The organism is Micromonospora sp. AMSO1212t, assembly GCF_008868145.1.
Classification (GTDB): Bacteria; Actinomycetota; Actinomycetes; order Mycobacteriales; family Micromonosporaceae; genus Micromonospora; species Micromonospora tulbaghiae.
The window spans coordinates 22,721-36,386 of record NZ_WBKS01000015.1 but is presented as its reverse complement, the minus strand read 5'-3'; the positions used below and the strand labels follow the sequence as shown (position 1 = coordinate 36,386).

Genomic DNA, 13,666 nt, shown 5'->3' with positions numbered 1-13,666 from the left:
GTCCCGGACGTTACCGGCCCGCTCAGAAGTGCTGGACCAGGTCGGGGAACGCGGCCAGCCGGATCACCCGCTGGTCGGACGGGTCCAGCTCGTCGTGCTCCAGCACCCAGGTGTTCTCGTTCGGGATGAAGACCGCGTTCATCCCGGCGGCCCGCGCGGGCAGGATGTCCGAGCGCGGCGAGTTGCCGATCATCCAGGAGGCGGCCGGGTCGAAGGCGTGCTCGCGGGCCAGCCAGCGGTACGTGTCCGCGTCCTTCTCCGGCACGATGTGCGCAGCGCGAAAGTGATGCAGCAGCCCGCACGCGTCCAGCTTGCGCTGCTGCTCCTCGCGCTCGCCCTTGGTCAGCAGCAGCAGTTCGTGCCGCCCGGCCAGGTCGTCGAGCGTCTCGGCCACGCCCGGCATCAGCTCGACCTGGTGCCCGACCAGCGCGGCGGCGAGCTGCTCGATCTCGGCGCGCTCCCGCGCGGTGGCCGGACGCTCGCGCAGCTTCTCCAGGCACTCGCCGAGGCTGCGCAGGAAGACCTTGCTGCCGTAGCCGTGCGCGACGGCGTTCGCGCGCTCGATGTCGTCGAGCACCGCGCGGATCCGGGCCCGGTCCAGCGTGGGGTGGTCGAGCCAGGTGAGGAAGTCGTCGATGACGCGCTCGAACAGGACGTTGTTCTCCCAGAGCGTGTCGTCGGCGTCGAAGACCAGCACGGCGGCGTCCCGGCGCGACGGCATCGCGTCCCCCTCCCCCTCGCGGACCTCGCACACCGTACTGCCGGGTCGCCGGACGGGCCACGCGGATTATCCGGTCGGCGGCCCGTTACCGGCGGCTACCCGACTGCGGAATCCCTGGTCCGACGGCATGCTTCGGCCATGACGATCTCACCCGATCATCCACCTGGACGACGGCGCCGGCGGCGCGCCGCCGTCGCGGTGGCCGCGACGCTCGCCGTCGCGGGCGCGGCGCTGCCGGGATCCCCGGCACTGGCCGTCAACGCCTCACACACCACAGTGGTCGGCACCAACCCGGTCGACTGGACGCCGCACGCGCTGGACGGCACCGTCCACCGCATCCTCCAGATCGGCAACCGCGTGTACGTGGCCGGCACGTTCACCAAGGTGCGCAACGCCGGCCAGTCGGCTCAGCTGGCGATGCCCCGGCTGGTGGCGCTCGACGCGACCACCGGCCGGATCGACACCACGTTCCGGCCGCAGGTCAACGGCGCGGTCAAGGCGCTGGCCGCCGCGCCGGACGGCCGTTCGCTCTACATCGGCGGCGCGTTCACCACCGTCAACGGCACGGCGGCGTCCCGGCTGGCCCGGATCGACGCGGCCACCGGCGCCCGGGTCGCCGGTTTCACCACGCCGGCGCTGAACAACCAGGTCAACGACATGCGCCTGGTCGGCAACCGGCTGATCGTCGGCGGCGCGTTCCAGACCGTCGGCGGGGTGACCCGGCGTGCCCTGGCGGCGGTGAACGCCACCACCGGGGCGGCCGACGCGTCGGTCAACCTGAACCTGGCCGGTCCGCGCACGACCACCTCCGGCGCCACCGCGCCGGTGAAGGTCGAGGCGCTGGACGTCTCCGCCGACGGCCGGCGGCTGGTGTTCGTGGGCGGCTTCAGCAGCGTCGCGGGCGCGGCGCGGCACCAGATCGCCGTCGCCGACCTGAGCGCGGCGGGCGCCACGCTCTCCGGCTGGGCCACCGAGCGCTACCAGCCGCAGTGCGCGCGGACGATGCCGGTCTACATGCGCGGCGTCGACATCTCGCCGGACGGCACCTGGTTCGCGGTGGTCACCACCGGCGGACCGTTCCCGGGCACGCTCTGCGACACCGCGGCGCGGTTCGAGTTCGGTACGGCCACCGGCGGCAAGCAGCCGACCTGGGCCAACTACACCGGTGGCGACACGCTGCTGTCGGTGGCGGTGACCGGCGCGGCGGTCTACGTCGGGGGCCACCAGCGCTGGCTGGACAACCCGCAGGGCCGCAACTCGGCCGGTCCGGGCGCGGTGTCCCGGCCGGGCATCGGGGCGATCCACCCGACCACGGGCAAGGCGCTGCCCTGGAACCCGACCAAGGACCGGGGCGTCGGCACCCAGGAGCTGTACGCCACCGACCGGGGTCTGTGGGTCGGCAGCGACACCGTGACGGTGGCCGGGGAGTACCACGCCCGGCTGGCGTTCCTGCCGCTGCCCTGAACGAGTGGGGCGCGGCGTCTCCGTCGCGCCCCACCGTCAGCTAGGCATCGGCTTCGCCTACGGTTCCCGACGTTCCCGTAATACCTCCACGAGCGCCTCAGGATCAAGGCATTGACCTTCATCGTTGCATGAGCGTATAAAGGGTTGGTATTTAACGGGGACTAGCGGAGGAGCCGCTCAATGCGATCCACCCTCTCTCGACTCATCGTTGCCCTGGCTTCGATGACGGCCGCAATTCTTGTCTTTCCGGCGTCGGCCCAGGCCGCCCCCGGGTGGCAGTCCTACACCTACACGTCCAAATGGCACTGCTCGCAGGCCAGCTCGGACACCTCGATCGCCGCGGTCAGTGTCTGCGTGGTCGTGAACGGCCAGGCGACCCAGGCCGTCGTCACGGTGACCAACAAGAGGTCGAGCACGATCCAGATCCAGGCACCGACGCTGACCCTGTACTCCGTCGGCCAGCCGCTCTCCACGGTCTCCTGCAACTTCAGTTACCTCACCGCCAACCAGACGACGGCCTGTTTCGGCCCCACTTTCCAACGCACGTGCAGCCAGAATGCACAGACCTGGGCGAAGGTGAACTACAGCCTGCCCGACGCAGCCACATGGAAGGTCGCCAGCGGCTGGTCGCCGACCTGGAATATGTGCACGGTGGCCAGGTCCCGCTGAAAATCGAATGTTGAGCTCATCGGCGGCCCGCTCGAATCGAGCGGGCCGCCCGCCATTTCGCGGATTCTGCGCCGCGCCGATATCGAGCAGCCTCGCCGTCAACGGCGCAAGGTGAGGACCAGGCGCGTCAGCGACGCAAGGTGAGGATCAGGTCGGCGACCAGCGCGGTCCAGCCCGTCTGGTGCCAGGCGCCCAGGCCGGCGCCGTTGTCGCCGTGGAAGTACTCCGGGAAGCAGATCAGGTCGCGCCAGTCCGGGTGGGTCTGGAACAGCTGCGCGGCGCCGTAGATCGGCCGCCGCCCCCAGTCGTCACGGGTGAACAGGGAGATCAGCCGCGCGGACAGGTCGTCGGCGATCTCGTCGAGCGTGCGCTTCACCCCGGACCGGGTCGGGTACTCGACCTGGAGGTCGTCGCCGAAGAACGCGGCGTAGTCGCGCAGCGCGCTGATCAGCAGGAAGTTCGTCGGCATCCAGATCGGGCCGCGCCAGTTGGAGTTGCCGCCGAACAGGCCGCTGGTCGACTCGGCCGGTTCGTAGCCGACGCTGAACTCCTGCCCGCCGAGCGTGACGGTGAACGGCTTGTCCAGGTGGGCCCGGGACAGCGTGCGCAGGCCGTACTCGGAGAGGAACTCGTCGGTGTCGAGCATCCGGGCCAGCAGCCGTACCACCTGGTCCGGTGCGACCATCGACAGCAGGCGCTGCTGGCGGCCGTCCGGCCCGAGCCGGCGGGCGCCGATCACCTCCGCGTACTCGGGGCGGTTGGTGAGGAACCAGCGCAGCCGCGCGCCCAGCTCGGGCAGGCGGCGCATGGTCCGGGCGGTCAGCCGGGTGACCGCTGCGAGCGGCAGCAGCCCGACCACCGAGCGGACCTTCAGCGGCACCTTCGTGCCGTCGGCCAGCCGCAGCACGTCGTAGAAGAACGCGTCCTCGGCGTCCCAGAGCCCCTGGTGGTACGCCGCCGCGGCGATGTACGCGAAGTGCTCGAAGAACTTGGTGGCGGTGTCCACGTACGCGCGGTCGTGCTCGGCCAGCACGATCGCCATGTCGAGCAGGTTGAGCGCGTACATGGCCATCCAGCCGGTGCCGTCGGACTGCTCCAGCGTCCCGGCGACCGGCAGCGCGGCCGAGCGGTCGAACGGGCCGACGTTGTCCAGCCCGAGGAAGCCGCCCTCGAAGACGTTGTTGCCGCCGGTGTCCTTGCGGTTGACCCACCAGGTGAAGTTGAGCAGCAGCTTGTGCATGACCCGGGCCAGGAACTCGTGGTCGCGGGAACCGTCGATCTCGAAAACCTTCAGCGCCGCCCAGGCGTGCACCGGCGGGTTCACGTCCCCGAACGCCCACTCGTACGCCGGGATCTGCCCGTTGGGGTGCAGGTACCACTCGCGCAGCAGCAGCAGGATCTGCTCCTTGGCGAAGCCCGGGTCGACCCGGGCGATGGTGACGCAGTGGAAGGCCAGGTCCCAGGCCGCGTACCAGGGGTATTCCCACGGGTCCGGCATGGAGATCACGTCGAAGCTGTTCATGTGCCACCAGGCGCTGTTGCGCCCGTGCCGGCGGCCCGCCGGCGGCGGCGCCGAACCGGGGTCGCCGGCCAGCCAGCGCTCCACGTCGAAGTGGTAGAACTGCTTGCCCCACATCAGCCCGGCGATGGCCTGGCGCGCGACCAGGGCCTCGTCGGCGGTGGCGGCGGCCGGGATGACGCTGTCGAAGAACCGGTTCGCCTCGGCCCGGCGCGCCCACAGCACGGTGTCGAACCCGTCGCCCAGGTCGGCCGGGGCCGGTGGCGCGGCGGCCGGCGGCGGCGCGGTACGGGTCAGCCGCAGCCGGATCTGCCGCTGCTCACCGGCCGGTACGTCCAGCACGTAGTGCAGCGCGCCCTTGGTGCCGGTGCGGTCCGGGTTGACGGTGGCCGCGCCGGCCACGACGTGGTCGTTGATGCCGTCCTTCGGGTACGCGGACCGCCCGGGCAGCCCCCACAGCCGCTCGGCGTTGGTCTCGTTGTCGCACAGCAGCGGCACCGGGTCGCCGTCGCCCTCCAGCAGGACCTGGCCGAGCACCCAGTGGTCACCGACGAGCCGGGCGCCCGCCCGCTCCCCGGCCGCCTCGCCGACCAGCTTCGGCATCCGGTCGGTGCCGGGCAGGCCCCACGCCCAGGTGTTGCGGAACCAGAGCGTGGGCAGCACGTGCAGGGTGGCGTCCTCGTCGCCCCGGTTCGCCACGGTGACCAGCACGCACATGTCAGTCGGGGACGCCTTGGCGTAGTCGACTGTCACCGCCCAGTACCTGTCGTCGTCGAAGATGCCGGTGTCGACCAGCTCGTACTCGGTGTCGTCCCGGCCGCGCAGCGCGTTCACCGCGACCAGCTCGTCGTACGGGAACGCGGCCTGCGGGTAGTGGTAGCGCCAGCGCATGAAGGAGTGCGTCGGGGTGCTGTCGAGGTACCACCAGTACTCCTTGACGTCCTCGCCGTGGTTGCCGCCGTCGCCGCCGAGGCCGAACATCCGCTCCTTGAGGATCGGGTCGCGCCCGTTCCACAGCGCGAGCGCGAAGCAGAACGTCTGCCGGTCGTCGCAGACGCCCGCCATGCCGTCCTCGTTCCACCGGTACGCTCGGGACCGCGCGTGGTCGTGGGGGAAGTAGTCCCACGCCGTGCCGTGCTCGCTGTAGTCCTCCCGTACCGTCCCCCACGCCCGCTCGGACAGATAGGGGCCCCATGCGCGCCAGTCCTGCTCCCCGGCGTCGGCCTGGGCGAGCCGGTGCCGCTCGGGGTCGGGGGACGCGGAGGTCGACCGGTCGGTGATCACTGGCACATCTTCGACGCCGCCGGGGTACTTCTCCACAGCGGCCATTGTCGCCGTGGCATGTCACACCTCGCTGCCGGTGGAGGAAAGTTGATCGACATCCGTTTCGGGCCGCGGGTCTGCGGCGAGCTGTCCGCCGCCGCCACGCGGGAATGGCTGGTCACGGACGGGCGCGGCGGGTACGCCATGGGCACCGTCGCCGGGCTGCGCACCCGCCGGTACCACGGGCTGCTCGTGGTGGCCGCTGACACGCCCGCGTCCCGCAAGGTGGGACTCGTGAGCCTCGACCCGGCGGTGACGCTGCCCTCGGGGCGGCAGGTCCGCCTCGGCGCGCACGAGTGGTCCTCCGGCGTGGTCGACCCGCGCGGCTTCGAGCTGCTGGAGCACTTCGACCTGGCCGACGGGGTGCCGCGCTGGCGGTGGCGCATCGGCGACGTGGTGATCGAACGGGAGATCGCCATGACGTACGGCCGCTCCTGCGTGGCGGTGGTGCACCGGCTGATCTCCGGCGGCCCGGTGCGGCTGGACCTCTCGGCGGCCTGCACCTGGCGCGACGCGCACGGCGAGCGGCGCGCCGACGGCCCGGCGCCCCGGCTGGAACCGGCGGCCGGCGGCGCGGTGGTCGACGGCGCGTACCGCCTGGCCGGGCCGGACTGGACCCCGGAGGGCCAGTGGTGGCACGGGGTGCGTCACCGCGTGGAGGCCGAGCGCGGCCTGCACCCGGACGAGGACCTCTGGTACGCGGGCCGGTTCACCGGCGCGCTCGACGAGCCCGGCGCGACCCTGTCGGTGCTGGCCTGGGCGGACGACCTGGCCGAGGAGCCGCCACCGGCGACCGCCGTGGTCGAGGCGGCCCGGCGGCGCAGCCGGGCCGTGGTGGCCGCGGCGAAACCCGCCGACGCGGTCGAGGCGACGCTCGCGCTGGCCGCCGACGCCTTCGTGGTACGGACCGCCACCGGCCCGGACGTGGTCGCCGGCTACCCCTGGTTCGGGGCCTGGTCGCGGGACACGATGATCTCCTACGAGGGCCTGTTCCTGTGCACGAACCGGGCCGACGAGGGCCGGGACCTGCTGCGGGCGTACGCGGCCACGCTGAACGAGGGCATGCTGGCGAACACGGCCGACACCGGCCGGGTCGAGTACAACACCGTCGACGCCACGCTGTGGTTCCTGCACGCGGTCCACCGGCACGTCACGGTCACCGGCGACACCGACCTGGGCGACGAGCTGCTGCCCGCGCTGCACGGCGTGGTCGAGGCGCACGTGGCGGGCACCCGGTACGGCATCGGCGTCGACCCGGCCGACGGGCTGCTGGCCCAGGGCGGCCCGCCGGACGTGGCGCTCACCTGGATGGACGCCCGGGTGTACGGGGTGCCGGTGACCCCGCGTACCGGCAAGCCGGTCGAGGTCAACGCGCTGTGGGTCAACGGGCTGGCCGGGCTCGCCGAGCTGACCGAGCTGGCCGGACGCGACGCCACCGCGCTGCACGACCTGCACCGCCGGGCCACCGCCGCGTTCCGGGAGCGGTTCCCCGCCCCGGCCGGCTGGCTCCACGACGTGGTCGACGCGCCGGCGCCCGCGTACCCGCTGGGCGGGGCCACGCACCACGACGACGACCTGCTGCGCCCCAACCAGCTGCTCGCCTGGTCCCTGCCGCACGGCCCGCTGGAGCCGGACGAGGCCGCACTGCGCCGGATCACCGAGGCGCTGTTCACCCCGCTCGGCCCGCGCAGCCTCGCCCCGGACTCCCCCGGCTTCACCGGGCGGCACCGGGGCGGACCCGCCGAGCGGGACTCCGCGTACCACCAGGGCACGGTCTGGCCGTGGCTGACCGGGCCGCTGCTCGACGCGTACCGGCGGGCCGGGCTGCCCACCGACGACCTGCTGGTGGGGCTGGTGGGCCACCTCGCCGAGGACGGCCTGGGCTCGGTGAGCGAGACCGCCGAGGGCGCGGCACCGCACGCGGCCACCGGATGCCCGTTCCAGGCGTGGTCGGTGGCCGAACTGCTGCGCGCGCGGCGGATGCGCCGGTAACGCGTTACAGACCGGCAACCGGCGCGTCGCCGCCGGTTATCGACCCCTGGGCAGGATGGGCGGCGACCCCACCGGACACCGGCGACGCCGCCTGAGGTGGGGACGCCACAACTCAAAGGGGGCCGCGTGTCAGCTGACGCCGAAGTGATCGACATCCAGCCCGCCCGGCGCATGCGGGTGCTGCTGCTCTCCTGGGAGTACCCGCCGGTGCTCGTCGGTGGCCTCGGCCGCCACGTCCACGCGCTCTCCGTGGCACTCGCCGCCGCCGGGCACGAGGTCACGGTCGTCACCCGCCACGCCGAGGGCGCCCCGCTGGAGGAGTACGCCGACGGCGTCCGCATCGTCCGCGCCGCCGAGGACCCCGTCACGTTCCCCCTCGCCACCGGCTCGCTGCTGGCCTGGACCATGGCCTTCAACCACACCCTCACCCGAGCCGCGCTACGCGCCACCGAATCCGGCACCTACGACGTCGTCCACGCCCACGACTGGCTCGTCGCGCACACCGCGATGACGCTGGCCGAGCACCTGGACGTACCGCTGGTCACCACCATCCACGCCACCGAAGCCGGCCGGCACCAGGGCTGGCTGCCCGAGGAGATGAACCGCACCATCCACGGCGTCGAGCACTGGCTGAGCAACGCCTCCGGCCGGGTGATCGCCTGCTCCGGGTACATGCGTGACCAGGTGGCCCGGCTGTTCGGCGTACCGTCCGGGCGCATCGACGTGGTCGCCAACGGCGTCGACGACCGGGCCTGGCGGGCGCGACCGCACGCGGTCGCCTCCGCCCGGGCCCGCTTCGCCGCGGGCGGGCCGCTCGTCGGGTACGCCGGCCGGCTGGTCTACGAGAAGGGCGTGCAGCACCTGGTGCACGCCGTGCCGCACCTGGCGAAGCGGCACCCCCGGCTGCGGGTGGTGATCGCCGGGGACGGGCCGTACAAGGACGAGCTGGTCGACCAGGCGCGGCGGCTGCACCTCGGGGACACGGTCCGGTTCGCCGGCTTCATGGACGCCACCCAGCTGCCCGCGGTGCTCGCCGCCACCGACGCCACGGTGATCCCCAGCCTCTACGAGCCGTTCGGCATGATCGCGCTGGAGGCTGCGGCCGCCGGAGCACCGCTGGCGGTGGCGCGTACCGGCGGGCTGGCCGAGATCGTCGAGCCCGGGGTGACCGGGGTGACGTTCCCGCACGGCGATCCGGACGCGCTGGCCGGCGCCGTCGACCGGCTGCTCGGCGACGAGGTCTTCGCCCGGCGGGTGGCGCGCAAGGCCCGGACCATGGTCAGCCGGCGGTACACCTGGTCCGCGATCGCCGCCCGGACCGCCGGCAGCTACGCCGCCGCCCGCCGCGACCACGACGCGTTCCAGGCCCGCCGGGCCACCACCCTGCTGGCCGGCGGCCGGTCCCCGATCGCCGTCCCGGAGGGCAACCTGCTCGCCGGAGCGGCAAGTTGAGCGCATGACGCACTGACATGCGATAGGTACCGTCCGATCCGTTGGCTATTGTGGACCACTGACCAGCGGTGAGGAGTGCGGTGCGGGAGGTAGTGATCGCGGGGCGGTACCGCCTGCTCGAACTGGTCGGCCGCGGCGGGATGGGCCAGGTCTGGCGGGCACGCGACGAGGAGCTGCAGCGCGAGGTCGCGGTGAAGCAGGTCGTGCCGCCGAACTGGCTCGCCGAGAACGAGCGGGACGAGCTGCGCGCCCGCACGCTGCGCGAGGCGCGTACGTCCGCGCGCCTCAACCACCCCAACGTGGTGCGGGTCTACGACGTGGTCCGGGTCCAGGGCGAACCCTGGCTGATCATGGAGTATGTCCCGTCCCGCTCGCTCCAGGAGATCATCGAGAGCGACGGGCCGCTGCCGCCCGGACGGGCCGCCGAGATCGGCCTGTCGGTGCTCGCCGCGCTGCGCGCCGCGCACGACGCCGGGGTGCTGCACCGGGACGTGAAGCCCGCCAACGTGCTGCTGGCCCGGGACGGGCGGGTGCTGCTCACCGACTTCGGGCTGGCCGTGTTCGAGGGCGGCGACGGCGCGATGACCCGGCCCGGCCTGGTCCTCGGCTCCCCCCAGTACGTGGCCCCGGAGCGGGCCGCCGAGGGCGTGTCGAGCGTCGAGGCGGACATGTGGTCGCTGGGCGCCACGCTGCACGCCGCGGTGGAGGGCCGCTCGCCGTACGCCCGCAGCACCGCGATGGCCACGCTCGCCGCGCTCGCCACCCGGCCGCCCGACCCGGCCCCGCACGCCGGCCCGCTGATGCCGGTGCTGTCCGGGCTGCTGCGGCGCGATCCGCGTACCCGGCTCGGTCACCGCGAGACGGCCCGCCTGCTCGGCGTCGCAGCGGTGTCGGAGGTCGACGCGGAGGCCGCCGGCTCCGCGGGCCGCGCCCCCGCCGGGTCGTCCGAGCGGCCGGCCGCCGGCCGCGACACCGACGTTCCGGCGGGTGACGAGCCCGCGTCACCGGGGAACCCGGCGGCTCCGGGCGGCATCTACCCGGACCTGATGCCGCCGGCCGCCGCCGCCCGCGCGTGGAGCCGGGCGGCCAAGCGCAGCGAATGGGCCCCGCCCGCCGAGGGCGACCGCGCGCCACCGTCCGGGGACGCGGCCGGCGCCGCCGACCCGGCCGGCCCTTCCGGTACGGCCGACCGCGCTGTCCCGGCCACCCGCGCGGACGCGGGGAGCCCGTCGTCCCCGGCCGGCCGTTCGGGGGCAGCCGGGCGCGTGGACGCAGAGGTTCCCTCGTCCCCGCCCGGCCGGCCGGACGCGAACCGCCGTCCGGACGCGAACAGCGGCTCGGGTGCGGTCGAAGGGTCAGGTGCGGGCGGCGGCTCGGGCGCTGTCGGCGGTTCGGGTGTGGTCGGTCGCTCGGCTGCGGTCGGCCGGGCGGCGCCACCGGATCGCGCCCGGGCCGGTGACCCGGAGCGGAACGGCGCCGGTGACCCGGAGCGAGGCCGCACAGGTGAGCCGGAGCAGGGCGCCTCGGACACGACCCCGGAGCGGCCCCGGAGCGCACCGGCCCGCCCGGGTCCGATCAGCCTCGGTCCGACGGTCCTCACCAGCTTCGTCGACCCGGGCAGCCCGGCCGGCCCGAAGTCGGCGCCCCGCGCCGATGCCCTCAGTCCGGTGCACATCGTCGGCCCCGGCGCCGCGCCGGTCACCAAGCCTCCCCCGGTCGCCCACAGCGGGCCGATCGACAGCGGCGCGGTGCATCCCGCCCCGCCCCGGCCCGCCGGGGTCCCCAGGCCCGCCGATCCCCCGCTGACCTCGCGTGACGGGAACCCGCTGCACCGCTGGGGACTGGTGCTGGGCGCCGTGCTGCTGGCCGTGGCGACGGGTGTGGGCACCGCGCTGGCGATCACCGGCGGCCGCGGCGAGACGCCGCTGGCGGGCAGTTCCACCGAGGCCGTCGTCCGCCCCTGGGACCGCCCGCCCGGGCCGGGCGCGCCGCCTCCGCCGTTCCCCTGCGTCCGGCCCGACGTGGCCGGCACGCCGGTCCGCAAGGGGCCGCCCCCGGACGACCCGCCGGTGACCGTTCCGGCCGGCTGGGTCTGGCCCGCCGACACCGGCGGCTTCCGCATCGCCCTGCCCGCCGGCTGGCTGCAACTGCGCTCCGGCGACACCACCTGCTTCCAGGACCCGGCCACTCGGCGCATCCTGGGCGTCGAGCCGTACCCGGGCGGCGATCCGGTGGGCCGGCTGAAGTCGTCCGAGCGGGATCTGACCTCGGCCGGCCGGCTGCCGGAGTACCTGCGGGTCCGGCTGGAGTCCGACGGCCCGGGCGCGGCGTGGGAGTGCCTCTGGACCGCGCCGTACGGGGAACGGATGCACGCGATGCGCGTCCTGCCCGGCGGACGGGCCGGCTGGACGCTCGGCTGGACGACGTCCGACGCCGACTGGCGCGCCGCCTCGAAGCAGTTCGCCGTCATCCGCGCGAGCCTCGGCACGGTCAAGCCCACCCGTACGGCGGGCTGAGGCGGCGCCCGCGGCACCCCTTCCCCAGTGGACCGTCCGGCTGATGCCCCGCTGTCGCACGGGCTGACTACAGTGGCGTAGCTTTTGTGGATCAAGATCTTCGGGAAGGGCGAGCCGAGATGATGGGACCGTCCCACGCGCTCTCGGGCGCGGCGGTGTGGCTGACCGGCTCCTGGGCGATGGCCCAGTTCGCGGACTACCACCAGACACCGCTGGCGCTGGCGGTGGGCACAGCGGTCTGCGCCGGAGGGGCGCTCTTCCCCGACCTCGACCTGTCCGGGAAGGTCACCCGCAACCAGGGCGGCGCCACGGTGGCCCGCACGTTCGGTGTGGTCAGCCTCTTCGTCGCCGAGGTGATGGAGAAGATCTCGCTCGGCGTCTACTACGCCACCAAGCTCAGCAAGGATCCGCGCCGCAACAACGGGCACCGCACGCTGACCCACACCATCCCGTTCACGGTGCTCGTCGGCTGGGGCACCACCGCGCTGTGCGCCCACTACGGCAAGTGGGCGGTGGTCGGCATCCTCTTCTTCATGATCGGCCTGGCGCTGCGCGGGCTCTTCGACAAGTGGGCCGAGCGCGCCGGCTGGGTGGTGGTGACGCTGGTGTCCGCCGCCGCGGCCTGGTTCACGTTCGCCAACCTGCCCGGCGACCGGGGCTATCCGATGATCGGGCTCGCGGTCGGGGTGGGCTGTTTCGTGCACATCCTGGGCGACATGATCACCCGGGCCGGGGTGCCGATCCTCTGGCCCATCCCGATCAAACGCCGGATGTGGACGATGGTCGGCCTGCCCAACAAGATCGCCCTGCGTACCGGCAGCAAGGCCGAGACGGTGGTGCTGCGCACCGCGATGACGATCCTGTCCGTGCTGGCCGCGGTGGGTCTGGTCGCCCCTTCGGTGCTGCAGCGTTTCGACATCCAGGTGTAGGTCAGCCCGCAGCACGACCGCGACGAGGCCGGCGAACGCGAGCGCCGGCCCGGCCCCGCGCCGGCCCGGCCCCGCGTCGGCCCGCGGCCTCACCGAGCGCGACCGCCGGGGCGAACAGCGGCGGCAGCGCGGCCACGCCGAGCAACGCCGCGATCAGCACCAGCAGCGGGCCGGCCAGCGGGCCGCCCGGGTCGGCGCCGGTGACCAGCGCGTACGCCAGCAGCCCGAGGTAGCCGGCGACCGCCTCCGCGACGACGACGAGCCACGCCGCCGCGGCTCCCACGAGATGACGAGCGACAGTGGTGCCCACGTTGTCCCCTCCCCGTTGGCGCCCGCACCCACCTCAGCGTGGTGCCAGCAGGCAGAACTCGGTGCCGTCGGGGTCGGCCAGCACCACGTCGTCGGGCGCGTGCCGGCCCGTACCGACCCGGGTCGCGCCGAGTGCGAGCAGCCGGTCGATCTCCGCGTCCCGGTCACCGGTGGCGATCAGGTCCAGGTGTACGCGGTCCCGGTCGCCGCGGTCCATCAGCGGCGGACCGCTCCAGGTGACCTTCGCGCCTCCGCGCGGCGACTGGATCGCGGTCTCCTCGTCCTGGTCCCAGACCAGCGGCCAGCCCAGCGCCTCGCACCAGAAGAGGCCGGCGGCCCGCGTGCCGTCGCAGTTGACCGCGCCAACCGGGCCGCAGCCGGCGAGGAAGGTGTTGCCCGCCCCGATGACGCAGAGCTCGTTGCCCTCGGGGTCGGCGAGCACCACATGGTCGTCGTCCGGGCCCTGGCCGATGTCGATGTGCCGCCCGCCCAGCGCCAGCGCGCGGTCGACCGTCTCCTGCTGTGCCTGCGGCGACGCGCTGGTCAGGTCGAAGTGCACGCGGTTCTGCACGGTCTTCGGCGCATCGCTGGGCAGGAACCGGATGCGGAAGTCGCTGTGGGCGTCCGGGCCCAGCGCCACGCCCTCGCGCGGGTCGTCGAGGATCTCCCGGCCGAGCACCCCGGACCAGAACCGCGCGAGCCGCCGCGGGTCGCCCGCGTCGAGGCTGACCGCGTACAGGTGAACCGCCATCTGCCCGTCTCCGATCCGCCG

10 protein-coding genes are annotated in these 13,666 nt (G+C 73.8%); 6 read left to right on the top strand and 4 right to left on the bottom strand.

Features of this window, described 5'->3' with window-relative positions; all coding sequences use genetic code 11:
• Positions 1 to 22 precede the first annotated feature (22 nt).
• Positions 23 to 721, bottom strand: coding sequence for an HAD family hydrolase (locus F8279_RS06855; RefSeq protein ID WP_091427668.1), 699 nt, complete (start codon positions 719 to 721; stop codon positions 23 to 25).
• A gap of 138 nt (positions 722 to 859) precedes the next feature.
• On the opposite strand from F8279_RS06855, the gene F8279_RS06850 reads away from it, so the two are divergent.
• Positions 860 to 2,185, top strand: coding sequence for a hypothetical protein (locus F8279_RS06850; RefSeq protein ID WP_225853163.1), 1,326 nt, complete (start codon positions 860 to 862; stop codon positions 2,183 to 2,185).
• Positions 2,186 to 2,365: 180 nt separating this feature from the next.
• Positions 2,366 to 2,854 carry a hypothetical protein gene (locus tag F8279_RS06845; RefSeq protein WP_139135505.1) on the top strand — a complete coding sequence of 163 codons (489 nt, stop codon included), beginning with the start codon at positions 2,366 to 2,368 and terminating at the stop codon, positions 2,852 to 2,854.
• A 127-nt stretch (positions 2,855 to 2,981) separates the two neighbouring features.
• Here F8279_RS06845 and F8279_RS06840 read toward each other — a convergent pair whose 3' ends face one another.
• Positions 2,982 to 5,702: a glucosidase gene (locus tag F8279_RS06840; RefSeq protein ID WP_091427506.1), complete on the bottom strand. Its 2,721-nt coding sequence runs from the start codon at positions 5,700 to 5,702 to the stop codon at positions 2,982 to 2,984.
• 42 nt (positions 5,703 to 5,744) lie between these two features.
• On the opposite strand from F8279_RS06840, the gene F8279_RS06835 reads away from it, so the two are divergent.
• The 4 genes from F8279_RS06835 to F8279_RS06820 all read left to right on the top strand — a co-directional run bounded on the left by F8279_RS06835 (position 5,745) and on the right by F8279_RS06820 (position 12,585).
• Entirely contained in the window at positions 5,745 to 7,688 is a 1,944-nt protein-coding gene (locus F8279_RS06835; RefSeq protein ID WP_091427504.1) for an amylo-alpha-1,6-glucosidase, read from the top strand.
• Positions 7,689 to 7,814: 126 nt separating this feature from the next.
• Positions 7,815 to 9,140, top strand: a complete 1,326-nt coding sequence (locus F8279_RS06830; RefSeq protein WP_175438897.1) for a glycosyltransferase family 4 protein — start codon at positions 7,815 to 7,817, stop codon at positions 9,138 to 9,140.
• An 80-nt stretch (positions 9,141 to 9,220) separates the two neighbouring features.
• The gene (locus F8279_RS06825; protein ID WP_091427499.1) at positions 9,221 to 11,656 is read left to right on the top strand and encodes a serine/threonine-protein kinase; all 2,436 of its coding nucleotides are present in this window, start codon (positions 9,221 to 9,223) and stop codon (positions 11,654 to 11,656) included.
• 119 nt (positions 11,657 to 11,775) lie between these two features.
• Positions 11,776 to 12,585 carry a metal-dependent hydrolase gene (locus tag F8279_RS06820; RefSeq protein ID WP_091427497.1) on the top strand — a complete coding sequence of 270 codons (810 nt, stop codon included), beginning with the start codon at positions 11,776 to 11,778 and terminating at the stop codon, positions 12,583 to 12,585.
• Position 12,586: 1 nt separating this feature from the next.
• Here F8279_RS06820 and F8279_RS06815 read toward each other — a convergent pair whose 3' ends face one another.
• Both F8279_RS06815 and F8279_RS06810 read right to left on the bottom strand, forming a co-directional pair.
• On the bottom strand, positions 12,587 to 12,895 hold the full coding sequence (locus F8279_RS06815) for a hypothetical protein (protein ID WP_225853162.1): 309 nt from the start codon (positions 12,893 to 12,895) through the stop codon (positions 12,587 to 12,589).
• Between the two features lie 33 nt (positions 12,896 to 12,928).
• The gene (locus F8279_RS06810; RefSeq protein ID WP_091427494.1) at positions 12,929 to 13,645 is read right to left on the bottom strand and encodes a VOC family protein; all 717 of its coding nucleotides are present in this window, start codon (positions 13,643 to 13,645) and stop codon (positions 12,929 to 12,931) included.
• Positions 13,646 to 13,666: the final 21 nt, after the last annotated feature.

Coding starts and splice junctions, on each gene's coding strand:
- F8279_RS06820 (WP_091427497.1), top strand. CDS start 11,776: ATGATGGGACCGTCCCACGCGCTCTCGGGCGCGGCGGTGTGGCTGACC.
- F8279_RS06855 (WP_091427668.1), bottom strand. CDS start 721: ATGCCGTCGCGCCGGGACGCCGCCGTGCTGGTCTTCGACGCCGACGAC.
- F8279_RS06845 (WP_139135505.1), top strand. CDS start 2,366: ATGCGATCCACCCTCTCTCGACTCATCGTTGCCCTGGCTTCGATGACG.
- F8279_RS06840 (WP_091427506.1), bottom strand. CDS start 5,702: ATGGCCGCTGTGGAGAAGTACCCCGGCGGCGTCGAAGATGTGCCAGTG.
- F8279_RS06810 (WP_091427494.1), bottom strand. CDS start 13,645: ATGGCGGTTCACCTGTACGCGGTCAGCCTCGACGCGGGCGACCCGCGG.
- F8279_RS06850 (WP_225853163.1), top strand. CDS start 860: ATGACGATCTCACCCGATCATCCACCTGGACGACGGCGCCGGCGGCGC.